Raw genomic sequence first — 24,178 nt, forward strand, 5'->3', positions numbered from 1 at the left:
TTATAAGAAAGACGCGAAAAAGCGGGGCAAGCCCCGCTTGTATTGCTTGAGGGATTACCCCACCACCGGCGGCAGCAGTCCCGCCTTGACGAAGAAGGGGATGATGGCAACGATGATGCCGATGAGGAGGGCGATGATGAGTGCCGCATCGCCGCCGATGACGCGGTAGGGCAGGTTTGGATGGCGGCGGCGCGCTTTCCACACCAGGCCGACCGGCAGGACGACGGCGAAGAAGGCGAACATCTGCCCGGCGTAGCTGAGGGCGGCAATGAAGTCCGGGTAGAAATAAGCGAACAGCACCGGCGGCAGGAAGGTGATGACGCCGAGCAGGATGCGCCCCGCCTTGATGTCCAGCCCTTTGCGCAGCATATCTTCGGTGCAGTCAAACAGGCCGAGGGCGACACCGAGGAATGAGGTAATCAGCGCCAGGGCGGAGAAGACTTGCACCGCGGAGGCAATGACATGGCTGCCGGTAATTTCGCGGCTGGCCTCAATCAGGCCATACAGCGTCGGGTTTTCTTTGAGAATTTCGGTGAATTGGCTTTGCGTCAAAACGCCGTGGGTGGAGAGTTGCCAAAGGATATAGCCGACCAGGGTAATGGCGGAGCCGGAGACAATGGCAATGCGCAGGCCGCGCACATCGCCTTCCATATATTTGACGAGTGACGGAATGGAGCCGTGGAAACCATAGGAGGTAAAGAATATCGGCGCGGCGGAAACAATCAGCGCGTTATTGAGCGGCATCGCCATCAGGTTATGAATGCTCGCCTTCGGGAACATGACGAACATCACCACCACCAGGGCAAAAAGCATGACGAAAAAGAGCAGACGGTTAAAGCCATCGACCACTTTGGTGCTGATAATGACGAACGAGCCAAAAAACAGGGTAAAGATGCCGACGAAAATCTTGAGCGTCATTTCCGGCGATACCCCGGCAAAGAGCGTCACTTCATCGGTAAGACCAGCGGCATTGAGCGCTGCAACAAAAACGCCGCCACTTTGTAATTGCACGCCAATGTATTCAATAAAATCGTGGAATAGACCTTCCTGTCCGAACAGCCCCGATGTTTGCGTCGCTTTCATCAAAATTTGGCCACCGCCAGAAATATAGGCGGCAAGCAGCGCATAAAGGAAAACGAACATGACGGTAGTGGAAATGACCCGTCCGGCATTGCCGAAATAGAGGGCGGAGAGGGTGCCGATACCGGAATCGCTTTCGGTGGTCTGATAGACTTCGACGAATAGCAGTGCGCTGTAAGTCAGCAACAACCAGAGCGATACAAGGAGGACAACGGTAAAGGTAAAGCCGATACCGGCGGAAGTGAGTGGCATCGCCAGCATTCCTGCGCCAATCATGGTGCCGGAAACCAGCAGGGTGGTGCCGAGGGTTTTGTTCATGGTGAAGCTCCTGGATTGATACGATTCGCAGGTCGTCGTGGAATGGATGAATCCGTATCAGGGCGCTTCACGCATTAGGAAAAGATGCGTGTCGTTTGCAAGACAGTCCCGCCAATTTAGGAGGTTACGATTCAGGGAGCGGTTGGCGGGTGGCGCAGTATCATGACGAGTATTTCAATCATTTCACGAGAATCAAAAATATATAGCGGCACTCACAGCGTTCCGTACAAGGCGCATTGACGAAGGCAGTACTTTTGACAGTACGGCGAGTCAATGCAACGCCGTACGGGACGTTGTGAGGGTTGCTATAAAGGGGCATTGCCGAAACAATGCCCCTCCTTGTGCAGTTTTTATGCTTTCGGCTCGAAGCGGGAAGTGAAGAAGCGGAGCAGCTTCGGTTCGTAAACCATCTTCATGCCCTTGATATTGTCGCGGTGTTTGAACAGGGAAATAACACCGTCAGCCACAATATCCAGGTGTGAATAGGTATAAACACGACGCGGAATGGTCAGACGTACCAGCTCCAGTTTCGGCTTGTGGTTTTCGCCGGTCACTTTGTCGCGGCCTGCGGAAACAATGCCGCGTTCCATGCTGCGTACCCCGGATTCGATATAGAGTTGGGCAGCGAGGGTTTGTGCCGGGAATTCTTCTTGCGGAATGTGCGGGAAGAATGCGCGGGCATCAAGGAATACGGCGTGGCCACCGACCGGTTTAACAATCGGCACGCCAGCTTCTTCCAGTTTTTGCGCGAGGTAATAGCATTGGGCGACGCGGTGTTGGATATAGTGGAAATCCACAGATTCGGTAATACCGCGTGCCATGGCTTCCATATCGCGTCCGGCCAAGCCGCCGTATGAAGGCATACCTTCAAACAGTACGACCAGTTCGCGTGCTTTTTGGAAGAGGTCTTCGTCGTTCATGCAGAGGAAGCCGCCAATGTTGACCAGGCAGTCTTTCTTGCCGGACATGGTGCAGCCGTCGGCATAGCTCATCATCTTTTTCAGAATTTCGCGAATGGTCATGTCTTTGCATTCCGGCTCGCGTTCTTTGATGAAGTAAGCGTTTTCAACGCAACGGGTGGCGTCAAACATGACTTTAATGCCGTGTTTGCTGCACAGTTCGTGGACGGCGCGCAGGTTGGCCATGCTGACCGGCTGACCGCCAGCGAGGTTTACGGTCACGGCGACGCAAACGTAAGGAATCTTGTCGGCGCCGACTTCGTCGATGAGCGCTTGCAGTTTCTTCAGGTCAACGTTGCCTTTGAAGGGCAGGTCGATTTGGGAATCGTGCGCTTCGTCGATGATGATGTCGCGGAAGGTCGCGCCATTGCGTTCCTGGTGCGCACGGGTGGTGGTGAAGTACATGTTGCCCGGTACGTAGTCGCCCGGTTTGATGAGGATGGTGGAGAGCAGGTTTTCTGCACCACGGCCTTGGTGGGTCGGGACGATGTGCTTGAAGCCGAAGTATTCGCGCACGACTTCTTCGAGGTGATAGAAGTTGCGGCTGCCGGCATAGGCTTCGTCGCCAATCATCAGGCCGGCCCATTGGTTGTCGCTCATCGCGTTGGTGCCGCTGTCGGTCAAGAGGTCGATGTAAACATCTTTGGAATCCAGCAGGAACGTGTTGTAACCCGCTTTTTTCATGTATTCCTCACGCTGTTTGCGATCAGTCATGGCGATCGGTTCAACCGCTTTGATTTTGAACGGCTCGGCCGGGTATTTTTTCGGATAGTAGTTGCTCATGGCTAAACTCCTGGACTGTTTACAAAAACCACATCATGACACCCGTCATGACGGATACTTTTCGCCCGTTGCCGGGCAAATCTCATAAAGACCTTTCAATCTTTGTGATGAGCAAATCTTAGGCTTCTCCACACAAGATGTCAATCTTTTCACATCATGAACCACGATTTTTCACAGCTATTCACGCTTAACAACGTGTATTTATTCACGATATTTCTGCACAAATTTTTTCACGCCGGGGCAATAGTGTCGCGTTTTTGCCCCGCAAACCGCTGAAAATGCAGGTATGGCGCGCGATTGCGGCATACGGGCTGCCGCCGTAACCGCCGCTGTGAATCAGGAATCGCTGCCATGTGAAATTCACAAACCCACAAATATTTCCGCACAGGGGCGACAAACACGCACGGTTATCGGCACGGCGGACAAAAAACGGACAAATTTTGCATCCTGCTCCGGCAAACACCGCCGCCAAAATTTTCGGACAGCGGCAATTTACCCCCTCTTGCCCGGCAACCACGCCCGGCGATGCCGTTTTGCCGTGAATATCGCGCGTTTGTCGTGTGAAATTCACACTCTCATCAACATGACAAATAGCCAAATACAGCGAATGGCAGTGCACAGGCACAAAAAAACGGCGCCGCAGCGCCGTTTCCAAAGATTAAAGACCGGAATCAGTCGTCCACGGAGACGGCGACGATGCCGCCCGCGTTCATACCGCTCGGCTTGAGGCCGACGAAGAACAGCGCGGTCAGCGCCACCGCGACCACAGCACCGGCAACCATAGAAGCCTCCCAGTTGTGGGCGCTCAGGCCGAAGCTGTCCCACACCCAGCCGAAGCCGATTTTGTGGTCGAAGAACAGATAGCAGGCGCAGATTTGCGTCATCACAATCGCCGGGATGGTGCAGACCCAGTGGAATTTCTGGTGGCGGTAGAGATACGCCGCCGCCGTCCACAGCATGATGGTCGCCGTCGTCTGGTTCGCCCAGCTGAAATAGCGCCAGAGCAGGTTGAAATCAATCATCGTCAGCGCGATGCCGATGACAAACAGCGGCACGGTAATCATCAGGCGCTTGCCTATCTTGCGCTGGTCGGCATTGATGCCGTAGCTGTTGAAAAACTCGGCAATCTGCAAACGCGCGGCGCGGAAAGCGGTATCGCCGGAAGTAATCGGCAAGACCACCACGCCCAAAACCGCGAGAACGCCGCCGAATGTGCCGAGCATCTTCATTGCCGAATCAAAGACCACCGGTGCCGGAGATTTGGCGGTGGCGGCGAGCAATGCCTGCACGTCGGGATAGAATGAAAGGCCAACCATGCACCAAATCAGCGCAATCACGCCTTCGGTAATCATCGCACCATAAAAGACGAAACGGCCTTCGCGTTCATTTTCAGTACAACGCGCCATCATCGGCGTTTGCGTCGCATGGAAACCGGAAATCGCACCGCAGGTAATGGTGACGAAAATCAGCGGCCAAATGGGTAAGGCATTGGCACCTTTCGGATGAAAATTACTGAAGAAATCGCCCAAAGAAATGCCATTTTCCAAACCGAGAGTGCGATAAGCGGGAATGCCCTCAAAAATCAGGCCAAATAACATCCCGGCAGTCATGAACATCAACAGCGCGCCAAATAGCGGATAAATGCGGCCAATAATTTTGTCAATCGGCAGCAAGGTCGCAATGATGTAATAGACGAAAATAATGCACGTCCAAATCAGCGTCAGCGTATCGGTACTCATCCCCGGACTGGCGCTTTCGCTCACCGTGCCGACCGCCGCGCCCATCGCGCCCACGCCCTGATTGCTAATCGCCTGTTCGGTGAGGCGGGTTAACAAATCCGCCGGGGTGCGGACAAAGACGACGCCAACCAATACCAACAGAATCAGCGCGACGACGTTAATAATGTGCTTGACCGGCGCGCCAATATAACGGCCAGACATCGCCGGAATGGAGGCGCCATTGTTACGGATGGAAATCATGCCGCAGAAATAATCATGCACCGCACCGGCAAAAATACAGCCGACGACAATCCACAGCATAGCTACCGGGCCATAAAGCGCACCCAAAATCGGCCCGAAAATCGGCCCGGTTCCGGCAATGTTCAATACCTGAATCAGCCAAACCTTGGTGCGCGACATTGGCACATAATCGACACCGTCGCCCATCGCATACGCGGGCGTTTGCCGCTCCGGTTTGATGACAAAGATTTTTTCCATCCATGCACCATAGATGAAATAACCGGCGACCAGCATCGCCACACAGGCAAAAAATAAAACCATAAATACTCCTGAATTAAAAACTTAAACCTCTTGCGAATCCTGCCGGTGTTTCCCGGCGGATTGTCGTGTGTCCTCATTCAGCTTGCGCAGCCGATCCGGCCATTCCAATGGCGGATCTTCCTTGATGAAAGGCAGACAACGACGACAGCCCCCCACCTGGGAAAATCCGGCTTCATCATAGAATTCGTTATATTTGCGCCATAGCCATTTGAACAGGTTTTCACCCTCTTTGCGCATCAAGTCACCTCGCTTTGTGAATATTTGCACATATTATACACGCCTGCCGTGCGGTCGGCGGCTTTGTCGCGGTGGATGACGGGCGAAATAACCACGGCGCGGCTGTTTGCCATTCAGCCTCACTGCAAGCGGGAATCCTGCCCAAGCGCCGGGTTTTGCCTTGATGAAAGGGGCTACAGCGGCAATTCCGTCGTGTCCTTGATCGTTTTCAGCACCACTTCCGATCTGATGTTTTTGATGCCGATGTCCTTGTTGAAGTATTTGGTTTTGATGTGATGAAATTCATCCAGATTGGCGACGCGCATTTTGATGATGAAATTATAATCGCCCGCCATCAGATGACATTCGACAATATTGGGGATGAGCTTCATCTCGAAGATAAAGCGATCCCTTTTCTGGATGTCTTCTTCGGAAAACGAGCCAAAGAGATAGACCGCGAGATTGCAATCCACTTTTTGCGGATTGAGAATGGCAACATAGCGGTCAATAAATTCGTTTTCTTCGAGAATATTGACCCGGCGCAGGCAGGCCGAATTGGAAAGGCCGATTTCCTGTGCCAGTTCGTTGTTGTGCAGGTGTCCATTCTTTTGCAGCGCCCGCAGAATGCGGGTATTGATATTGTCCAGCAGCTTGTCTTTCGGCATAAGTGTTGCTCCTGCCGTCGAAAGGCGATTTTCGGGGGAAAGGGGTGGCTCATGCCATAAAAAAACAAAAGGCTGCCCTGGCGGCAGCCTTTTGTCAGCCATCAGCGTCCGTACAGGGAAACCTGAATGACCAAAAGCGTTGCGCCAATAGCCAGCAGGACGTCAATCATTGGCATGACGAATTTCACCCATTTGTTGAAGGGGATATTCAGCATTTGCAGCGTCACCAGTACCAGTCCGGTCGGTGCGAGGAAGAGCATGGCATATTGCCCCCAGTTATAGGCGGATACCACGATAAAGCGCGGAATACCGACGGCATCGGCCAGCGGTGCCATAATCGGCCTGGCGAGTACGGCGAGACCCGATGAGGAGGGCACGACCAGTCCGAGGAAGATAAAGACCACCAGTTGTCCGAGGATAAACATACTGGCCGGCATTCCGCTCACCAGTTGCGAAGTATAATTCAGGATGGTGTCGGAAATCATGCCTTCTTCAAGGACGAGGTTTACCCCGCGCACCATGCCGATAATGAGCGAGACGGCAACCAGTTCGGAGGCACCGTGGGTAAAGGCATTGACGATTTCTTTTTCTTTCAGGCCGGAGATGAACATGATGACGATGGTAATCGTCAGGAAGGAAGCCGCCATTTGCGGGAACCACCAGCCACCAGCCACCGGCCATGACCCCCCAAACCATAATCGGGAAGGCAATGCAGAACAGGGTCAGGATAATTTTCCGGCGCAGGGTAAATTCCACTATCGCATTCGGATCCACATCTTTCATGTAAAGCTGCACAAATTCTTCGCGCTCGGCATAGGTGTAGGAGGCTTCGGGATTGGCCTTGATTTTTTTCGCATACCAGTAAAGGTAATAAATCACACACGCGGCACCCAATACCAAACCGACGGCACGGAAACTGATGCCTTCGGTAAAGGGAATACCGGCGGCGTTGGAAGCGATGACGACCGAGAACGGGTTAATGGTGGAGAATGCCGTCCCCATTGAGGAGGCGAGGAATATCGCGCCAACGCAGATAATCGCGTCATAACCGAGGGCGAGGAATACCGGCACCAGAATGGGATAGAACGCAACCGCCTCTTCTTCAATGCCGCAGGTCGTGCCGCCCAATACCATCAGCACGGAAACACTAAAGACAATGGCAAATCCCCTTCCTTTGGTTTTTCGCGCCAGTGCCATCAAGCCGGAGTTAAAGGAGCCGGTTTTGTTGATGACGCCAATCATGCCCCCCAAAACAAAGATAAAGACCATAATATCGGCGGCTTCAATGGTGCCGTGTACCATGCTGACGGCAATATCGCCAATACCTTTCGGTTTGTTTTCCACCCGCTGATAGGTGTCAGGAATGGCAATCGGCTTTTTGATGGTGCCTTCGGTAAAGTTCTTCAGGTCTATTTTGATTTTGAGCTTTTCCAGGCTTTCTTCGGTTGCCGGATAGGTTACGTCTTCTTGCTGATAGGCCTTGACCACGAATACATTGTTGATGTTGTCATAGGTCAGCTTGGAATAGGAACCGGCGGGGACTACCCAGGTCAATACCACCGCAATAATCAGAATAATGAAGAGGATGGTAAAGGCGGAAGGGAAGTTAAATTGTTTTTTAATCTTTAATAATTCCTTGATGTGCAGACGGATTCAGGCGTACGGTCATCCGTCCGCCCGGGCAGTGTCAGTAATAGGAAATGCCGTCGGCTTGGGTCGTGATGCGCGTCCCGGCCTTGCCCTTGACGATATCGACAATATCGGAGAGCGAGCCAATCACCGCATCGTGTCCACTATGGCGGGCGAAATTGATGGCGGCCTGTACTTTCGGCCCCATCGAACCGGCGGCAAACCCTATCGCTTCTATCGCGTCGGGATGCGCGCTGGCTATCGCCTTTTGCGTTTCTTTGCCCCAATCGACAAAGGTGGCGTAAACGTCGGTGGCGATAATGAACAAATCTGCTTCGAGATTTTCGGCGAGCAGGGCGGAGCAAAGGTCTTTGTCAATGACCGCTTCCACGCCGTGCAAATTGTGCTGCTCGTCGTAATAGGTCGGAATGCCGCCACCACCGGCGCAAATGACGATGCTGCCGTGTTCGAGCAACCATTTCACCGGACGGATTTCAAAGATGCGTTTTGGCAATGGACTCGGTACCACGCGGCGATATTTGTCGCCATCCTGCGCAATCGACCAGCCTTTTTCTTTTGCCAGTTATTCCGCTTCTGCTTTGGTATAGACCGGGCCAATCGGTTTGGTCGGGTGCTGGAAGGCCGGATCATTTCTGTCCACTTCCACTTGCGACAATAATGTGGCGAGCGGTACGTCAAACGGAACGAGATTACCCAGCTCCTGCTGAATCATATAGCCAATCATGTCCACTGATTCTGCACCGAGGACATCCAGAGGATAGGTCGGTACGTCTTTGTACGCCGCCCCCTGCAAGGCCAGCAAACCGACTTGCGGGCCATTGCCGTGGGCGATAACCAGTTCGTTGTTGGGGAATACTTTGGCAATTTGTTCGCAGGCGATTTTGATATTCTGCCGCTGATTCTCAAAGGTCAGCGGTTCGCCGCGACGTAACAGGGCGTTGCCGCCCAATGCGATGACAATTCTCATGCAAGACTCCTTAATCAGGTCAGGCTGGCGTACATCACCGCCTTGATGGTGTGCATCCGGTTTTCTGCCTGTTCAAAGGCGATGTTCATCGGCGATTCAAAAACGTCTTCCGTGACTTCGATACCATTTTTAAGTTCGGGATATTTGACCGCGATTTCTTTGCCCACTTTGGTTTCGCTGTTGTGGAAGGCGGGCAGGCAGTGCATGAATTTGACGTGCGGATTGCCGCTGCGTTTCATCAGTTCGGGGGTCACCTGATAGGGCAGGAGGATTTTGATGCGTTCACCCCAGCTTTCCAGCGGTTCGCCCATCGAGACCCAAACGTCGGTATGGACGAAATCGACGTCTTTGACGGCCTTGTCAATGTCATCGGTGACGGTAATGCGCGCGCCGCTTTCTTTGGCGAATCCTTCGCACATTTTCACCAGTTTGTCTTCCGGCAATAAGGCTTTTGGCCCGCAGATGCGTACATCCATGCCCAGTTTGGCGCCAATCAGCAACAGGGAATTGCCCATGTTGTTGCGCGCGTCGCCGATATAGACGTATTTGATTTGTTTCAGCGGTTTGTCGCTGTATTCAATCATGGTCAATACGTCGGCGAGCATTTGCGTCGGGTGAAATTCGTCGGTGAGGCCATTGAAGACGGGAACACCGGCGTATTCGGCCAATTCTTCAACGATGCTTTGGCTGAAACCACGGTATTCGATGGCGTCATACATTCGTCCCAAAACACGCGCGGTGTCTTTTATGCTTTCCTTGTGGCCGATTTGGGAAGAGCCGGGGCCGATATAGGTGACGTTGGCACCCTGATCATGTGCGGCGACTTCAAAGGCGCAGCGGGTACGGGTGGAGGTTTTTTCAAAAATAAGCGCTATGTTTTTGCCTTTGAGTTTGGGCTGCTCGGTACCGGCGTATTTGGCGCGTTTCAGGTCGCGGGCAAGGTCCAGCAGGTAATTGATTTCCCGTTCGGAGTGATGTACCAGACTCAGCAGGTGACGGTTTTTGAGGTTAAAGGCCATAACGGTTCTCCTGATTTGTGTTGATTGGGTTTGAAAGCGTGTTTTTGCCGTTCTTTCGCGGGGCATCTTATAGAATCTGCCTTGAAACATTTATCCTGATTCATCTTTTGTCAGGGTGAATGTCCGTATTTTATTGCGCGAATTGCCGCCTGCGTTGGAATTTTATTTCAATGTTGTGAGCGGGCGTGATTTTTACCACGCCGTTTTGTGGTTTGTTGTGCAAGGGGTGTGGTTGGCCGGGATATTTTCAAGCGCGACGGGGCTGCGTTTACATACAGGATAGCGGGGGAAGGTGTATGTAAATGGTATGTGGTGCTTGCCGCTAACGCGGATGGTTTGCTGCCCCCACCCCAACCCTCCCCCACGGGGGAGGGCGCAATTTGGCGGACGCCCGCACGGGAATGGCTGCGCCAGCATCCGCGCTATGGAAGGAAGATGCCGCACCTTCGGAAAAACTGCGCCACACCGCCGGTTTTATCCACACTGCCGCCCTTTGCCGCCGCCCGCCCGCCCTGTATAATGCGCGCCGTTATTTTCCCGCTAACATCTTGAATCATCATTGGGTATTTCATGAATTTCCTGCATAAACGGCTTCAGCGCGCGGCCAGTCCCGCCGGGTTTGAGCGGCTGTCGGCAAGGGTGCTGCCGTGGCTCGCGCCGCTGGCGTGGGCGCTGCTCGCGCTCGGCACCGTCTGGGGGCTGGTGTTTGCGCCGATGGATTATCAGCAGAAGAACAGTTTCCGCATCATTTATGTCCACGTCCCGGCGGCGATGCTGTCGATGAGCGTGTATGTGATGCTGGCCGCCGCCGCGCTGGTGTTTTTCGTCTGGCGCAGCCGTCTCGCCGCTTTTTTTGCCCGCGCTGCCGCGCCGTATGGCGCGCTGATGACCGCCATCGCCCTGGCCACCGGCGCGATTTGGGGCAAGCCGACCTGGGGTACCTTCTGGACGTGGGACGCCCGCCTTACTTCCGAACTCATCCTGCTCTTTCTCTATCTCGCCTATATGCTGTTGCAGGCGAGCATTGAGGAGCGCGACCAGGCCGACCGCCTCGCCGCCATTCTCGCCATTGTCGGCGTCATCAATATTCCGGTGATTCATTATTCGGTGCTGTGGTGGAATTCGCTGCACCAGGGCGCGACGCTGTTCCGCGCAGGCGGCCCCTCCATCCACGGCGCGATGCTGTGGCCGCTCTTGGTCATGCTTGTCGCTTTTTATGCGCTGTTTGCGCTCTATATGCTGCGCGCCATCGGCAATCTCATTCTGGAACACCGCATCCGGCGGCAGTTGGAGGGCTAGATGAGCTTCGCCAGCCTCAGTGATTTTTTCCGCATGGGCACGCATGGCGTCTATGTGTGGACGGCTTACGGCCTGACCCTCGCCGCCCTCGTCGCCATTCACCTCTACACCGCCCGCCGCCAACGCCGCCTGCGCCACACCCTCGAAACCCTGCAACGCCACGATGACGCCCGCCAAACATAAACGCCTGACACTCATCAGTCTGATATTCGCCGCCTTCGCAGCCGCCGTCGCGCTGCTGCTTTATGCGATGCAAAACGACCTCAACCACTACTATTCGCTGCAAAGCGTCGCCGAAAATGCCGTACCGCGTGACCAGCCCGGCATCCGCGTTGGCGGCATGGTGGAGGAGCATTCACTCGTGCGCGAAGGCGACAGCCTCACCGTCAATTTCCGCATCACCGACTTCCAGCACCCGCCGCTTGCCGTCACCTACACCGGCATCCTGCCTGACCTTTTCCGCGAGAAACAGGGGGTGATTGCGCGCGGTACCCTCGGCGCGGACGGCGTTTTCCGCGCTGACGAAATCCTTGCCAAGCACGACGAAAACTACCTGCCGCCGGAAGTGAAGGCGGACATGGAACGCAGCGGCTACCAGCACCAGAGCCAACAATGATCGTCGAAACCGGCCACTACGCCCTTTGGCTCGCAGGCGCCATCGCCCTCTTGCAAGCCCTGCTGCCGACCTTCTGCGCCGACCGCCGCACCGCCTGCGCCGTCGCCGTCAGCGCCGCGAAAACCCAAAGCGCGCTGCTCACCTTCAGCTTTGCCGCCCTCGCCTACGGCTTTATCGCCAACGACTTCGCGGTGCGCTACATCGCCGCCCACAGCAACAGCTTGCTGCCGTGGTACTACCGCCTCACCGCCGTTTGGGGCGGACACGAAGGCTCGTTGCTTCTTTGGATAGAAATTTTGGGGTTATGGACTGCGGCGCTGGCGGTACGCAGCAAAACGCTGCCGGATGACCTGCGCGCGAAAATCCTCGCCGTCTTGGGCGGCATCAGCCTCGGCTTCATCGCCTTCATCGGCTTCACGTCAAACCCCTTTAGCCGTGCCCTGCCCGCGCCTTTCGATGGTGCCGACCTCAACCCGCTCTTGCAAGACCCCGGCCTCATTTTCCACCCGCCGCTGCTCTACACCGGCTACGTCGGCTTTGCCGTCGCCTTCGCCTTCGTCGTCGCCGGACTGTGGCAAGGGCGGCTCGACACCCTTTGGCTGCGTCGCGCCCGCCCGTGGACGCTTGCCGCCTGGCTCGCCCTCACACTCGGCATCGCGCTTGGCAGCTACTGGGCGTACTACGAACTCGGCTGGGGCGGCTGGTGGTTTTGGGACCCGGTAGAAAACGCCTCGCTCATGCCGTGGCTCATCGGCACCGCGCTGCTGCACAGCCTCATCGTCAGCGAAAAACGCGGCGCCTTCCTCTCCTGGACGGCGCTGCTCGCCATCCTCGCCTTCAGCCTCAGCCTCATCGGCACCTTCCTCGTCCGCTCCGGCGTCCTCACCTCGGTACACGCCTTCGCTGCCGACCCCGGCCGTGGCATCTTCATCCTCGCCCTGCTCGTCGCCATCACCCTGCCCGCGCTTATCCTTCTTATCCAGCGCGCGCCGCGCCTCGCCAGCAACGCGCCCTACGCCCTGCTTTCGCGCGAAACCGGCATCCTCGCCAACAACTGGCTGATGACCGGCGCCTGCCTCATCGTCTTCACCGGCACCCTCTACCCGCTCGCCGCCGACAGCCTCAACCTCGGCAAAATCTCGGTCGGCGCGCCCTACTACAACCGCCTCATCGTGCCGCTGGCGCTGGCCAGCCTCTTTCTACTCGGCATCGGCCCGCTTGCCCGCTGGAAAAACGACCGCGCCCGCCGCCTCGCACCGCGCCTTGCCGCCGTACTCGCGCTGGCCCTCGCCGCCACCCTGCTCACCCTCACCCTCGCCGACACCTGGCAAATCCGCACCGCGCTTGCCGTCTTCGCCGCGATGACCGCCGCCGCCGCCATCATCGTGGATACCACCGACCGCCTGCGCCACCGCCTGCCCATCACCCGCGCTTACAGCGGCATGACTCTCGCCCACCTCGGCTACCTCATCACCACGCTCGGCATCACCGCCACCGGCCTCTACAGCAACGAACAAGACCATAGCCTGAAACGCGGCAGCGTCCTCGACTTCGCCGGTTACCGCCTGACGCTGGTCGATTTCGACACGCGCGAAGGGCCGAACTACACCGCCACCGTCGGCAAAATCCTCGTACAAAAAGCCGACGGCACCCCCGTCACCATCCTCTTGCCGAGCAAACGCAGCTACCACAGCAGCAGCATGCCGATGACCGAAAGCGCGCGCCACATCACGCCAACGCACGACCTCTACATCGCCCTCGGCGAAGCGATCAACGCCGACACCTGGGCGGTGCGCCTGCAATACAAACCGTTCATCATTTGGATATGGCTCGGCGCGCTCATCATGGCCGCCGGTGCCGCGCTCGCCGCTCTACCAACCCGCAAAAACCCATGAACCGCAAAACCCTCGCCATCACCCTGCTTGCCGCCTTCGCCGCCCTCATCGCCCTCTTCGTCAGCGGTCTCGGACAAAACCCGCAAGAACTGCCCTCCGTTACCACCGGTAAAGCGCTGCCTGCCATCGACCTGCCAGCGCTGGCAAGCGACCAACAGCGCCACACCAGCGCCGACCTGCCGCAAGGCCAGCCCTACCTGCTCAACATCTGGGGCAGCTGGTGTCCCGCCTGCCATGACGAACACCCCTACCTGCTCCAGCTCGGCCAACAAATCCCCATCGTCGGCATCAACTGGCCGGCGGACAACACCCACGAAATTGCCGACGCCACCGCCTTCCTCGCCCGCCACGGCAACCCCTACCGCCTCAACCTGCGCGACACAAACGGCACGCTGATTACCGACCTCGGTGTCTATGGCGCGCCGGAAACCTACCTCATCGCCGCCGACGGCACCATAAAGTACCGCCACGCCGGCGCCCTCACCCCGCAAGTCTGGCAGGAACACTTCCAGCCACTGCTGAAGAACCCGTAGGGTGGGGCTTGCCCCACCGCCCGATCTTGACTCCCCCGCCACCCCTCACCACGGAACGACCCCATGACTCACAAAACCCACCACTACCACACCCGTACCGAATGGACAGGCAACCTCGGCAGCGGCACCAGCAGCTACACCGCCTACAGCCGCGACCATATCCACCGCGCCCCCGGCAAAGCGGACATCCCCGGTTCCGCCGACCCCGCCTACCGTGGTGACCCCGCCCGCTGGAACCCCGAAGAGCTGCTGCTCGCCGCCGCCTCGGCCTGCCACAAACTCTGGTACCTGCACCACTGCGCCGACCACGGCATCACCGTCCTCGCCTACAGCGACGACGCCGAAGCCGAAATGAACGAAGCCGCAGGCCGCATGACCGCTATTCGCCTCAAACCGCGCGTTACCATCAGTGCCGCGTCTGACCCGGCACTTGCCCTCGCCCTGCACCATGACGCCCACCGCGATTGCTACATCGCCAACACATTGAACTGCCCCGTCACCATCGACGCCCACATCGAACAAGCATGACCCGCCGCCTCCTCGCCCTCCTCCTTGCCCTCGCCCTGCCACTGCAGGGCGCAGCCCGCAGAGGAGCAGAGCCGGGGAGGAGGCAAACCAAACCGCCCCACACCACCCGCTCCAACCACAGCCGCCACACCCATGAAAATAGACCATATCGCCCTCTACACCGCCGACCTCGAACGCGCCCGCGCCTTCTACGAACGCCATTTCGGTGCGACCGCCAACGACCGCTACCACAACCCCAAAACCGGCCTGCAAACCTATTTCCTCACCTTCCCTGACAGCGCGACGCGGCTCGAACTGATGACCCGTCCCAGCCTCGCCCCCGGCGGCGAGCGGATGATGCGCGAAGGCTACATCCATTGCGCCTTCAGCGTCGGCAGCCGCGAAGCGGTTGACCGCCTGACCGCACAACTCGTCGCCGACGGCTATCCCTGCCTGAGCGGGCCGCGCACCACCGGCGACGGCTACTACGAAAGCGTCGTCGCCGACCCGGACGGCAACCTGCTGGAAATCACCATCTAAACAGCCCAAAACCATGAAAGCCAAAACCCACCACTACCACACCCGCACCGAATGGACGGGCAACCTCGGCGCAGGCACAGCGCACTACACCGCCTACAGCCGCGACCACATCCACCGCGCCCCCGGCAAGCCGGACATCCCCGGTTCCGCCGACCCCGCCTACCGTGGCGACCCCGCCCGCTGGAACCCCGAAGAACTGCTGCTCGCCGCCGCCTCCGCCTGCCACAAACTCTGGTACCTGCACCACTGCGCCGACCACGGCATCACCGTCCTCGCCTACAGCGACGACGCCGAAGCCGAAATGAACGAAGCCGCAGGCCGCATGACCGCCATCCGCCTCAAACCGCGCGTTACCATCAGCGCCACTTCCGACCCGGCACTTGCCCTCGCCCTGCACCACGACGCCCACCGCGACTGCTACATCGCCAATACCCTCAATTGCCCCGTCACCATCGCCGCCCACATCGAACAAGCATGATCCGCCGCCTCCTCCCCCTCATCCTTGCCCTCGCCCTGCCGCTCCATGCCGCGCTCAACGACGCGCCCGACTTCAGCGGCCCGGTCGAAAACACCCGCTACCAGCACCTCATCCAAAACATCCGCTGCCCCACCTGCCAAAACAGCAACATCGCCGAATCCAACGCCCCCCTTGCCCGCCAACTGCGCGAACAAGTCGCCGCCCGCATCCGCGACGGTGAAAGCGACGCCGACATCAACCGCTGGCTACAAGAACGCTACGGCGACTTCATCCACTACGACCCGCCGCTGAAAAGCCAAACCCTCATCCTCTGGGGTGGCGCACCACTGGCAATGCTGGCCGCGCTTGCCCTCTGGCTCGGCGGACGCCGCCGCCGCAAACACGGCGCGCGCCTGAGCGACGAAGAAAAACGCCAACTACAACAATGGATTGACGACGCCACATGAACTACTACCTGCCGCCGCTCTTGCTCACCCTCGCCGCGCTCGCGCCGCTGTTGCGCGCCAGCCTGCGCCGTCCCGCCGCCCCGCCTGCCGACAACCAAAGCGAACAACGCGCGCTGATTGCCGCCTGGCGCGAACAAAGCGCCGCCGACCCGGCGAACCAGGACGAACACGACTACCGCCTCTACCACGCCCTGAAAAACCTGCGCGCCGGCAAAGCCGCGCCCGCCGCGCGCGCGCCGCGTTGGCACATCCCCGCCATGCTGCTCGCCAGCGCCGCCGCCCTCCTCCTCTGGCAACTGGCCGACCACGCCAACAGCCGCCGTTGGCACGACCTCACCGCCCAACTCGCGCCCGTCCTCCTGCGCAGCCAATACCTCGGCGAAATCGAACAAATCCCCGCCGAAAGCCTCACCATCTACTGCCAGGCGCTCCAGCAGCGCATCGACCGCAGCGACCCGCAACAACTCGCCACCCTCGCCCGCTGCTACAACCGCGACAACCAGTACCCCATCGCCGCTGACATCTACGCCCGCGCGCGCAAACTGGCGCCGAACGACGCCGCACTCGCCCTCGACTACGCCCAAACCCGCCTCTTTGCCCATCCCAACCGCCCCATGCCGCCGGACATCGAAACCATCCTGCGCGCACAAAGCGGGCAGAATCCGCTCGCCAAAATCCTGCTCGCCGCCGGTTACACCCAAAGCGGCAAAAAAAACCTCGCCGCGCCGCTGTGGGGCGAACTGCGCCGCGAACTCGCGCCCGAACACCCGCTCTACCGCCTCATCCCCGCCGACAACGACACCCCGAGCGCCAACACTGCAAACGCACCGACCATCACCGTGCACATCCACCCCGACACACTGGCAAGCCTGCCGCCCACCGCCCGCCTCTACGTGAGCGCCAGCCTGCCGGGCGAACGCATGCCGCTTGCCGTGCGCGCCACCGCCCCGGCGCTGACGCAAACCCTGCAACTCACCGACCGCGACAGCATGACCGGCGAAAGCCTCGGCGCCCGCCCGCAACTCACCTACCGCGCGATCTTGAGCGCCGACGGCAACGTCAGCGGCCAACGCCTCGCCGAAAAACAGACGACCGCCCGCGGCGACGCCACCCTCACCCTCGAATTGCCATAACGCCGCCGTCCCGCTCCCTGCTCAACAGCAGCGGCACAACCACCCTGCTCGCCCACCTTGAAAGGCACCGCCAGCGGGCGGCGCGCCTTGTACAGAACTGCGCACAGAACCCGCCTAGGATGCGCCTCGGCGCACCATCCGGGTGATGGCGACGATTTTGCGGCTACAGCGACGCGCCTTGTCTGCAACTTTCGGGGGATGGCTATCGCCAGGTTTTGCAACGTCCGTGCGGTCAAGATGTGTCGGCGGCGTCCGTGTCGCAGCTTGGATGAGCAGGCGAGAGCCAAACCCGTCGCAAACAAAAACCCCCGGTAGCACGCGCTAGCGGGGGTTTTGCGCAATGCCGCCGTTATTGCGGGCGCGAACATTCACTCAGATTGCCGCTTTCATCGTGCATCTGCAGCGATTGCGCGTCATGGCTGGTGACTGTGAGGCGAATGCGCCCGTTTTTGCTGCCATGATTGAGGCTGGCGAACAGTTTTTCCTCGTAGGCGGTGAGTTCGGGCGACTTCGCCAGTATCTCCGCCATGCGCGGTTTGAGCGCGCGGATGACGGTGTAATCGCTGATGTCGATGGTGAGCGTGTTATCGGCCAGCGACCAGCGATCTTTGTTATGCACGTCGTAGTGCAACAGCCCGGCTTTCAGGAAAAAGGTCATCATACCGTCGCTTTCGGCGCTGCCATCGACGCGAAATTCGTAATGCTCGTCGAGGCGGGCGGACAACGCCGGGTAGGAGGTGCTGCACGTCCAGGCGCCCACCAGAGCGTCTTTGGTCAGCGGTTTCGTGGCTGCGGCCGGGAGCGTGGCAGGCGTTGCGGCCAATACGCCCGGTTCGGCGGCCTCGGCGGTGGGTGCAGTTTCGTTTGCCGGTTTGGCGGCGGCCGCTTCCGCAGCGCGTTTGGCGGCTTCAATGGCAGGCGAGCTCTCGCCCGTCGGTTTATCGGTTTCGGCGGCGGGCGTTGCCAGCGCCTCATTCAGCGCAGCGGGTGCTTCGGCGCTATCGGCAGCGAAGGCGGGGGCGGCAAGCGCCAGGGTGAGGAGGGTTAAACGTCGCATGGGTTCTCCTGTTGTGTGTGGGGATTCGGTGGGTTGCAGACACGGGCGGGCATCAGCCGCTGACCGGTTGCGGTTGGAACGAGGCAGTCATCTGCCAGCCGCTGGCGGCATCACCGTCAAAGACCAGAATCATGCCGTGGTTGAAGGGAAAGTAGCCGTGTTCGCCGCGCAACTGCGCCGCCAGTTGGCCAATCCACGGCAGGTGGCCGACGGCAATCAACCGTTCCTCGCCTGTCTCCGTGAGGAAATCGAGAATGGCATGGGCGGATTTGCCCGGATTGAGCGCGCTGAAGGCGGCAGAAGGAAACGGGTAATGCGCCGCGGTTTCCTGGGCGCGCAGCGCGGCGGAGGTGTAAACGGGCATCGCCGGGTAATGCGCGGCGAGCCATTGCCCGCCCTGCTCGGCTTGTTTGTGGCCTACCGGGTCAAGCGCGCGGTCGTAGCCGGTGTAGTGGCTGGCGCTGGCGTGGCGCCAAAGGATGAGTTGCATGGTGGACTCCTTGCAGATTCAAGGGGAATAGCTGCGAGCGGGCTGATGATTGTCGCCGTCAGACAGCCGTGTGCCGACGGGCATTGTATAGCGATACTCACCAAGTTCTGTACAAGGCGCGCCGCCGAAGACTGTACAGAGTTATAGCCATCCACCGAAAGCCTCATACGGTGTTGCGCCGCTTCGCCGTACAACCGCGTACTGTCTTCAGCGGCGCGCCTTGTCTGAAGCTTTCGGTGGATGGCTATAGTACGGTGCGAACGATGCGGCTGATCCGCTTTGAATCGGCTGTAAAAAAAGCCGCCCTGAAAGGCGGCTTTGCGTTTGCTGTTTTTTAGCAGCTGTAATATAGCTCAAATTCGAGCGGGTGTACTTGCAGGCGCATTTTTTCGACTTCCGCCCGTTTCAGCTCGATGTAGCCCTTGAGCAGGTCGTCGGTGAAGACGTCGCCTTGTTTGAGGAAGGCGGTGTCCGCTTCCAGCGCGTCCAGCGCCTGTTCCAGCGAGAAGGCGACTTGCGGGATGTTGTCCGCTTCTTCCGGCGGCAGGTCGTAGAGGTCTTTGTCCATCGCCTCACCGGGGTGCAGTTTGTTTTTGATGCCGTCCAGTCCCGCCATCAGCAGCGCGGAGAAGGCGAGGTAGGGGTTGGCGGTGGAGTCGGGGAAGCGGATTTCGATGCGCCGCGCCTTGGGGTTGGTGATATAGGGGATGCGGATGGAGGCGCTGCGGTTGCGCGCGGAGTAGGCGAGCATGATCGGCGCTTCAAAGTGCGGCACCAGACGTTTGTAGCTGTTGGTGGAGGGGTTGGTGAAGGCGTTCAGCGCGCGCGCGTGTTTGATGACGCCGCCGATGAAGTAGAGCGCCATGTCGGAGAGGCCGCCGTAGCCGTCGCCGCTGAAGAGGTTTTTGCCGTCTTTGCCGAGCGAGATGTGGACGTGCATCCCGGAGCCGTTGTCGCCAACGATGGGTTTGGGCATGAAGGTCGCGGTTTTGCCCGCCGCATGGGCGACGTTGTGGATGATGTATTTGAGCTGCTGCACTTCGTCGGCCTTGCGCACGAGGGTGTTGTAGCGCACGCCGATTTCGCATTGGCCGGTGGCGACTTCGTGGTGCTGCACTTCCACGCCCTGACCGACGCGGGTCAGCAGTTCGCACATTTCGGCGCGCAGGTCGTGCAGGGAATCGACCGGGGCGACGGGGAAGTAGCCGCCCTTGACGTTGGGACGGTGGCCGCTGTTGCCGCTGTCGATGTCGGCGGCGCTGTTCCAGATGCCTTCTTCGCTGATAATTTCAAACATGACTTTGTGCATACTGGTCTGGTATTTCATTTCATCAAAGACGAAGAATTCGTTCTCCGGGCCGAACCAGGCGGTGTCGGCGATGCCGGTGGATTTGAGGTAGGCTTCGGCGCGGCGGGCGAGCGAGCGCGGGTCGCGCGCGTAACCCTGCATGGTGTCCGGCTCGATGATGTCGCAGGTGAGGACGAGGGTTTTGTGCGCGTAGAAGGGGTCGATGTAGGCGGTGGCCGGGTCGGGCATGAGGATCATGTCGGAGTTGTGGATGCCTTTCCAGCCGGCGAAGGAGGAGCCGTCGAACATTTTGCCTTCTTCAAAGAAGTCTTCGTCGATGTCCGCCGGGTAGCTGATGTGGTGTTCTTTGCCTTTGCTGTCGGTGATGCGCAGGTCGAGGTATTCGATGTTTTCGTCGTGGATGAGTTGCAGGATGTCGCTGGGGGTCATGGTTCGTTCCGGGTTGGCTGATGAGGAGCGCCATTATATGCGCAGGCGGTAGGGGTTAAGCGGTAAAATGTCGCCCGCTTTGGCGGCGTTGCCGCGCTTTTTGTTTTTTATCGTAGAGGTTTTTATGGTTGTTACCCGTTTTGCCCCCAGCCCGACCGGCGATTTGCATATCGGCGGCGTGCGCACCGCACTGTATTGTTGGCTGCACGCACGCCAGCATCAGGGCGTGTTCCGCCTGCGCATTGAGGATACGGATGTGGAGCGCTCGACCGAGGCATCAACGCAGGTGATTTTGGACGGGCTGAACTGGCTCGGTTTGCACCATGACGGCGAGATTGTTTATCAGAGCAAGCGGTTCGCCGATTACGACGCGATTATTGAGCAGATGATTGCGCGCGGGCAGGCGTATTACTGCTGGTGCACGCCGGAAGAGCTGGAAGCGATGCGCGAGGAGCAGAAGCGCCTCGGCCTGCCGCAGCGCTATAACGGCAAATACCGCGACGGAGGCGAGCCGGTGCCGGGGGTCAAGCCTGCGGTACGTTTCAAGAATCCGCTCGAAGGCAGCGTCAGCTGGCACGACAAGGTGCGCGGCGTGGTGACAGTCAATAACAGCGAGCTCGATGACTGGGTCATCCGCCGCTCCGACGGCGCGCCGACCTACAATTTTTGCGTGGTGGTCGATGACGCGGAGGCGAAAGTGTCTCTGGTCATCCGTGGCGAAGACCACGTCAGCAACACGCCGAAGCAGATTAACCTTTACCGCGCGCTGGGTTACGACGTGCCGGAATTTGCGCACGTGCCGATGATTCTTGGCGACGACGGCAAGCGCCTGTCGAAGCGGCACGGCGCGACCAACGTCCTCGATTACCGCCGCGAAGGCTATCTGCCACCGGCGATTTTGAATTATCTGGTGCGCCTCGGCTGGGCGCACGGCGACCAGGAAATTTTCAGCATTGACGAAATGCTGGAATTTTTCCGCATTGATGACGTCCACAGCGCCGCTTCCACCTTCAACACCGAAAAACTGCGCTGGCTCAACCAGCACTATATAAAAGAATCCACGCCGGAAGCGCTGCTGCCGCAACTGTTGCCGCAATTCGCCGCACTTGGCGTCGCTGTGGATGAAGCGACCGTACTGCGCGCCATCCCGCATTACCAGGAGCGGGCGAAGACTCTGAAAGAAATGGCAGAGCACATGGCGTGGATATTCGTCGCGCCGCAAACTTTCCCGGCGGACGCGGCGAAAAAAGCGTTCAAAGGCGCAGAAACGGCGCGGCTGTTGCGGGATTTGCAAACGCGCATCGCCGCGCTGGATGTGGTGAACGCGGAAACCTTGCACGACGCCATCGCCGCCTGCGTCGAAGCCAACGGCGTCGGTTTCGGCAAAGTCGGTCAACCGGCACGCTTGGCCATTACCGGCGGCGCGCCATCGCCCGATTTGGCAGTCACACTATCGCTGCTGGATAAAGCGGAAATCCTGCACCGCTTGCAGTTTGCCGCTGAATATATCGCGCAAAATCAGGGATAAACAAAAAAAAGCAGTTTGCCATTTGACGAAGGCGTGTGTTCCGCATAGAATGCGCGCCTTCCCGAAACGGGGCTATAGCTCAGCTGGGAGAGCGCCTGCATGGCATGCAGGAGGTCAGCGGTTCGATCCCGCTTAGCTCCACCAAATGTCCCCATCGTCTAGAGGCCTAGGACATCGCCCTTTCACGGCGGTAACAGGGGTTCGAATCCCCTTGGGGATGCCACCTTTCGGGTGGCATCATTTTTTTGGGAAGACCACACACAGTTAACCGTATCCTGTCCCCATCGTCTAGAGGCCCAGGACATCGCCCTTTCACGGCGGTAACAGGGGTTCGAATCCCCTTGGGGATGCCAAACTGCCCAAATTCAAAAAACACGCTTTAGGCGTGTTTTTTCTTGTCCGTTTTCCGGCGACATTTATACATACACCATGAGCGCTACCCTGTATGTAAACACACGAAAGCGGCGGCAAAACCGCATTGCCGAAAGTGCCGCTTGGGCGTAATATTGCCGCCTCATTTACCCACCCCACCGGAGAACCCCATGCGCAAAATCGGCAAATCGCACAAGCTGGACAACGTCTGTTACGACATTCGCGGCCCGGTACTGGCGGAAGCGATGCGTATGGAACGGCAGGGCTACGACATCATCAAACTCAACATCGGCAACCCGGCACCGTTCGGCTTCAATGCACCGGATGAAGTGCGCGAAGACCTGATTGCCAACCTTTCCAAGGCACAGGGCTACAGCGAATCCAAAGGCATATTCGCCGCGCGCAAAGCCATCATGCACGAAACCCAACGCCTCGGCATCAAGGGCGTGACCGTTGATGACATCATCCTCGGCAATGGCGTTTCCGAACTGATTGTGATGGCGATGCAGGCATTATTAGACAGCGGCGACGAAGTACTGCTGCCGATGCCGGATTACCCGCTGTGGACAGCAGCCATCAACCTCGCCGGCGGCAAGGCAGTACACTACCTCTGCGACGAAGAAAACGGCTGGAACCCGGCCATTGATGACATCCGCGCCAAAGTCAATGCCAACACCAAAGGCATCGTCCTCATCAACCCGAACAACCCCACCGGCGCGGTCTATAGCGAAGAAATCCTGCGCGAAATCGTTGCCATCGCCGAAGAACACGGACTGGTCATCTTCGCCGACGAAATCTACGACAAAATCCTCTACGAAGACGCCAAACACATCCCGATTGCCACGCTGGTCGAAAACACCCTCTGCGTCACCTTCAACGGAATGTCCAAAGCCTACCGCGCCGCCGGATTCCGCTCCGGCTGGATGATCCTCTCCGGCAATCTGGAAATGGCACGCGGCTACCTCGAAGGACTGGATATGCTGTCCTCCATGCGCCTTTGCGCCAACGTGCCGGCGCAATACACCATCCAGACTGCACTTGGCGGCTACCAGAGCATCTACGACCTGACCCGCCCCGGCGGTCGCCTGCGCGAACAGCGCGACATCGCCTGGGAAAAAATCAACGATATTCCCGGACTCTCCATGAGCAAGCCGATGGGCGCACTCTACGGCTTCGTCAAAATGGACACCGAACGCTTCAACATCCGCAACGACGAACGCTTCGTCCTCGACCTGCTGCGCAACAAACAAATCCTCCTCGTCCACGGACGCGCCTTCAACTGGCACGCGCCCGACCACTTCCGCGTTGTCTTCCTCCAATACAAGGACGATTTAAGCACCGCGCTAGACAAAGTCGCAGAATTCCTGAAAACTTACCAGCAAAAATAGCGGATTGCGAAAAAAGCAGGACACCGCCTTGACGGCATCAGCCAATCTCCTTAGAATTCGCCGCCTCAATTCCAATCCCGGATAGCTCAGTCGGTAGAGCAAGTGACTGTTAATCACTGGGTCGGCGGTTCGAGCCCGTCTCCGGGAGCCAAATTGAGGGAAAAAGACCAATCCCGGATAGCTCAGTCGGTAGAGCAAGTGACTGTTAATCACTGGGTCGGC

At 58.5% G+C, this 24,178-nt stretch carries 22 protein-coding genes, 5 tRNA genes and 2 pseudogenes (1 of these 29 cut by a window edge); 17 read left to right on the top strand and 12 right to left on the bottom strand.

Features of this window, described 5'->3' with window-relative positions; all coding sequences use genetic code 11:
• Window positions 1-54 precede the first annotated feature (54 nt).
• The 9 genes and pseudogenes from ACO54Z_RS07115 to ACO54Z_RS07155 all read right to left on the bottom strand — a co-directional run bounded on the left by ACO54Z_RS07115 (window position 55) and on the right by ACO54Z_RS07155 (window position 9,936).
• Window positions 55-1,398, bottom strand: coding sequence for an aromatic amino acid transport family protein (locus tag ACO54Z_RS07115; RefSeq protein ID WP_485996399.1), 1,344 nt, complete (start codon window positions 1,396-1,398; stop codon window positions 55-57).
• A 350-nt stretch (window positions 1,399-1,748) separates the two neighbouring features.
• On the bottom strand, window positions 1,749-3,140 hold the full coding sequence (locus tag ACO54Z_RS07120) for a tyrosine phenol-lyase (RefSeq protein WP_485996400.1): 1,392 nt from the start codon (window positions 3,138-3,140) through the stop codon (window positions 1,749-1,751).
• Between the two features lie 205 nt (window positions 3,141-3,345).
• On the bottom strand, window positions 3,346-3,795 hold the full coding sequence (locus tag ACO54Z_RS07125) for a hypothetical protein (protein ID WP_485996401.1): 450 nt from the start codon (window positions 3,793-3,795) through the stop codon (window positions 3,346-3,348).
• A 16-nt stretch (window positions 3,796-3,811) separates the two neighbouring features.
• On the bottom strand, window positions 3,812-5,419 hold the full coding sequence (locus ACO54Z_RS07130) for a carbon starvation CstA family protein (protein ID WP_485996402.1): 1,608 nt from the start codon (window positions 5,417-5,419) through the stop codon (window positions 3,812-3,814).
• 21 nt (window positions 5,420-5,440) lie between these two features.
• The gene (locus tag ACO54Z_RS07135) at window positions 5,441-5,656 is read right to left on the bottom strand and encodes a DUF5363 domain-containing protein (RefSeq protein WP_298080314.1); all 216 of its coding nucleotides are present in this window, start codon (window positions 5,654-5,656) and stop codon (window positions 5,441-5,443) included.
• 173 nt (window positions 5,657-5,829) lie between these two features.
• Complete coding sequence (locus tag ACO54Z_RS07140) at window positions 5,830-6,300, bottom strand: Lrp/AsnC family transcriptional regulator (protein WP_485996403.1); 471 nt, start codon at window positions 6,298-6,300, stop codon at window positions 5,830-5,832.
• A 101-nt stretch (window positions 6,301-6,401) separates the two neighbouring features.
• Window positions 6,402-7,941 (bottom strand): annotated as a pseudogene (locus ACO54Z_RS07145) (YfcC family protein).
• 46 nt (window positions 7,942-7,987) lie between these two features.
• Window positions 7,988-8,917 (bottom strand): annotated as a pseudogene (gene arcC, locus ACO54Z_RS07150) (carbamate kinase).
• A 14-nt stretch (window positions 8,918-8,931) separates the two neighbouring features.
• The gene (locus ACO54Z_RS07155) at window positions 8,932-9,936 is read right to left on the bottom strand and encodes an ornithine carbamoyltransferase (RefSeq protein ID WP_485996404.1); all 1,005 of its coding nucleotides are present in this window, start codon (window positions 9,934-9,936) and stop codon (window positions 8,932-8,934) included.
• Window positions 9,937-10,506: 570 nt separating this feature from the next.
• Here ACO54Z_RS07155 and ACO54Z_RS07160 point away from each other — a divergent pair.
• The 10 genes from ACO54Z_RS07160 (at window position 10,507) to ACO54Z_RS07205 (ending at window position 17,383) form a co-directional block, all read left to right on the top strand.
• Window positions 10,507-11,235, top strand: coding sequence for a heme ABC transporter permease (locus tag ACO54Z_RS07160; protein WP_485996405.1), 729 nt, complete (start codon window positions 10,507-10,509; stop codon window positions 11,233-11,235).
• Window positions 11,236-11,418, top strand: a complete 183-nt coding sequence (gene ccmD / locus ACO54Z_RS07165; RefSeq protein WP_485996406.1) for a heme exporter protein CcmD — start codon at window positions 11,236-11,238, stop codon at window positions 11,416-11,418. It abuts the gene before it with no gap.
• Complete coding sequence (ccmE, locus tag ACO54Z_RS07170; RefSeq protein ID WP_485996407.1) at window positions 11,399-11,851, top strand: cytochrome c maturation protein CcmE; 453 nt, start codon at window positions 11,399-11,401, stop codon at window positions 11,849-11,851. Before ccmD ends, ccmE begins: the two co-directional genes overlap by 20 nt.
• Entirely contained in the window at window positions 11,848-13,746 is a 1,899-nt protein-coding gene (locus ACO54Z_RS07175) for a heme lyase CcmF/NrfE family subunit (RefSeq protein WP_485996408.1), read from the top strand. The genes ccmE and ACO54Z_RS07175 overlap by 4 nt, the downstream gene beginning before the upstream one ends.
• Window positions 13,743-14,279, top strand: a complete 537-nt coding sequence (locus ACO54Z_RS07180; RefSeq protein ID WP_485996409.1) for a DsbE family thiol:disulfide interchange protein — start codon at window positions 13,743-13,745, stop codon at window positions 14,277-14,279. The genes ACO54Z_RS07175 and ACO54Z_RS07180 overlap by 4 nt, the downstream gene beginning before the upstream one ends.
• A gap of 63 nt (window positions 14,280-14,342) precedes the next feature.
• A complete protein-coding gene (locus tag ACO54Z_RS07185; protein ID WP_485996410.1) occupies window positions 14,343-14,807 on the top strand; it encodes an OsmC family protein in 465 nt (154 codons plus the stop codon).
• 132 nt (window positions 14,808-14,939) lie between these two features.
• Window positions 14,940-15,326, top strand: a complete 387-nt coding sequence (locus tag ACO54Z_RS07190) for a VOC family protein (protein WP_485996411.1) — start codon at window positions 14,940-14,942, stop codon at window positions 15,324-15,326.
• A gap of 13 nt (window positions 15,327-15,339) precedes the next feature.
• Window positions 15,340-15,804 carry an OsmC family protein gene (locus ACO54Z_RS07195; protein WP_485996412.1) on the top strand — a complete coding sequence of 155 codons (465 nt, stop codon included), beginning with the start codon at window positions 15,340-15,342 and terminating at the stop codon, window positions 15,802-15,804.
• A complete protein-coding gene (locus tag ACO54Z_RS07200) occupies window positions 15,801-16,250 on the top strand; it encodes a cytochrome c-type biogenesis protein (protein ID WP_485996413.1) in 450 nt (149 codons plus the stop codon). Before ACO54Z_RS07195 ends, ACO54Z_RS07200 begins: the two co-directional genes overlap by 4 nt.
• Window positions 16,247-17,383, top strand: coding sequence for a tetratricopeptide repeat protein (locus tag ACO54Z_RS07205; protein WP_485996414.1), 1,137 nt, complete (start codon window positions 16,247-16,249; stop codon window positions 17,381-17,383). Before ACO54Z_RS07200 ends, ACO54Z_RS07205 begins: the two co-directional genes overlap by 4 nt.
• A 349-nt stretch (window positions 17,384-17,732) precedes the next feature.
• On the opposite strand, the gene ACO54Z_RS07210 is transcribed toward ACO54Z_RS07205, so the two are convergent.
• The 3 genes from ACO54Z_RS07210 to glnA all read right to left on the bottom strand — a co-directional run bounded on the left by ACO54Z_RS07210 (window position 17,733) and on the right by glnA (window position 20,668).
• On the bottom strand, window positions 17,733-18,440 hold the full coding sequence (locus tag ACO54Z_RS07210; RefSeq protein WP_485996415.1) for a hypothetical protein: 708 nt from the start codon (window positions 18,438-18,440) through the stop codon (window positions 17,733-17,735).
• A 52-nt stretch (window positions 18,441-18,492) separates the two neighbouring features.
• Entirely contained in the window at window positions 18,493-18,930 is a 438-nt protein-coding gene (locus tag ACO54Z_RS07215; RefSeq protein ID WP_298079456.1) for a SixA phosphatase family protein, read from the bottom strand.
• 334 nt (window positions 18,931-19,264) lie between these two features.
• Window positions 19,265-20,668, bottom strand: a complete 1,404-nt coding sequence (gene glnA / locus ACO54Z_RS07220; protein WP_485996416.1) for a type I glutamate--ammonia ligase — start codon at window positions 20,666-20,668, stop codon at window positions 19,265-19,267.
• Window positions 20,669-20,792: 124 nt separating this feature from the next.
• Here glnA and gltX point away from each other — a divergent pair, with 124 nt between their 5' ends.
• The 7 genes from gltX to ACO54Z_RS07255 form a co-directional block, all read left to right on the top strand.
• Window positions 20,793-22,196: a glutamate--tRNA ligase gene (gene gltX, locus ACO54Z_RS07225; protein ID WP_485996417.1), complete on the top strand. Its 1,404-nt coding sequence runs from the start codon at window positions 20,793-20,795 to the stop codon at window positions 22,194-22,196.
• 68 nt (window positions 22,197-22,264) lie between these two features.
• A tRNA-Ala gene (locus ACO54Z_RS07230) sits at window positions 22,265-22,340 on the top strand.
• Window positions 22,341-22,343: 3 nt separating this feature from the next.
• Window positions 22,344-22,419: transfer RNA gene (locus ACO54Z_RS07235), tRNA-Glu, on the top strand.
• A 54-nt stretch (window positions 22,420-22,473) separates the two neighbouring features.
• Window positions 22,474-22,549: transfer RNA gene (locus ACO54Z_RS07240), tRNA-Glu, on the top strand.
• Window positions 22,550-22,738: 189 nt separating this feature from the next.
• The gene (locus tag ACO54Z_RS07245; protein WP_485996418.1) at window positions 22,739-23,956 is read left to right on the top strand and encodes a pyridoxal phosphate-dependent aminotransferase; all 1,218 of its coding nucleotides are present in this window, start codon (window positions 22,739-22,741) and stop codon (window positions 23,954-23,956) included.
• 75 nt (window positions 23,957-24,031) lie between these two features.
• Window positions 24,032-24,107 (top strand) — tRNA-Asn (locus ACO54Z_RS07250).
• A gap of 20 nt (window positions 24,108-24,127) precedes the next feature.
• Window positions 24,128-24,178 (top strand) — tRNA-Asn (locus ACO54Z_RS07255) (it continues 125 nt past the right edge of the window).

The organism is Cardiobacterium sp. (assembly GCF_057314735.1).

Coding starts and splice junctions, on each gene's coding strand:
- ACO54Z_RS07135 (WP_298080314.1), bottom strand. CDS start 5,656: ATGCGCAAAGAGGGTGAAAACCTGTTCAAATGGCTATGGCGCAAATAT.
- ACO54Z_RS07195 (WP_485996412.1), top strand. CDS start 15,340: ATGAAAGCCAAAACCCACCACTACCACACCCGCACCGAATGGACGGGC.
- ACO54Z_RS07155 (WP_485996404.1), bottom strand. CDS start 9,936: ATGGCCTTTAACCTCAAAAACCGTCACCTGCTGAGTCTGGTACATCAC.
- ccmE (WP_485996407.1), top strand. CDS start 11,399: ATGACGCCCGCCAAACATAAACGCCTGACACTCATCAGTCTGATATTC.
- ACO54Z_RS07200 (WP_485996413.1), top strand. CDS start 15,801: ATGATCCGCCGCCTCCTCCCCCTCATCCTTGCCCTCGCCCTGCCGCTC.
- glnA (WP_485996416.1), bottom strand. CDS start 20,668: ATGACCCCCAGCGACATCCTGCAACTCATCCACGACGAAAACATCGAA.
- ccmD (WP_485996406.1), top strand. CDS start 11,236: ATGAGCTTCGCCAGCCTCAGTGATTTTTTCCGCATGGGCACGCATGGC.
- ACO54Z_RS07190 (WP_485996411.1), top strand. CDS start 14,940: ATGAAAATAGACCATATCGCCCTCTACACCGCCGACCTCGAACGCGCC.
- ACO54Z_RS07115 (WP_485996399.1), bottom strand. CDS start 1,398: ATGAACAAAACCCTCGGCACCACCCTGCTGGTTTCCGGCACCATGATT.
- ACO54Z_RS07205 (WP_485996414.1), top strand. CDS start 16,247: ATGAACTACTACCTGCCGCCGCTCTTGCTCACCCTCGCCGCGCTCGCG.
- ACO54Z_RS07175 (WP_485996408.1), top strand. CDS start 11,848: ATGATCGTCGAAACCGGCCACTACGCCCTTTGGCTCGCAGGCGCCATC.
- ACO54Z_RS07245 (WP_485996418.1), top strand. CDS start 22,739: ATGCGCAAAATCGGCAAATCGCACAAGCTGGACAACGTCTGTTACGAC.
- gltX (WP_485996417.1), top strand. CDS start 20,793: ATGGTTGTTACCCGTTTTGCCCCCAGCCCGACCGGCGATTTGCATATC.
- ACO54Z_RS07130 (WP_485996402.1), bottom strand. CDS start 5,419: ATGGTTTTATTTTTTGCCTGTGTGGCGATGCTGGTCGCCGGTTATTTC.
- ACO54Z_RS07215 (WP_298079456.1), bottom strand. CDS start 18,930: ATGCAACTCATCCTTTGGCGCCACGCCAGCGCCAGCCACTACACCGGC.
- ACO54Z_RS07180 (WP_485996409.1), top strand. CDS start 13,743: ATGAACCGCAAAACCCTCGCCATCACCCTGCTTGCCGCCTTCGCCGCC.
- ACO54Z_RS07210 (WP_485996415.1), bottom strand. CDS start 18,440: ATGCGACGTTTAACCCTCCTCACCCTGGCGCTTGCCGCCCCCGCCTTC.
- ACO54Z_RS07140 (WP_485996403.1), bottom strand. CDS start 6,300: ATGCCGAAAGACAAGCTGCTGGACAATATCAATACCCGCATTCTGCGG.
- ACO54Z_RS07160 (WP_485996405.1), top strand. CDS start 10,507: ATGAATTTCCTGCATAAACGGCTTCAGCGCGCGGCCAGTCCCGCCGGG.
- ACO54Z_RS07120 (WP_485996400.1), bottom strand. CDS start 3,140: ATGAGCAACTACTATCCGAAAAAATACCCGGCCGAGCCGTTCAAAATC.
- ACO54Z_RS07185 (WP_485996410.1), top strand. CDS start 14,343: ATGACTCACAAAACCCACCACTACCACACCCGTACCGAATGGACAGGC.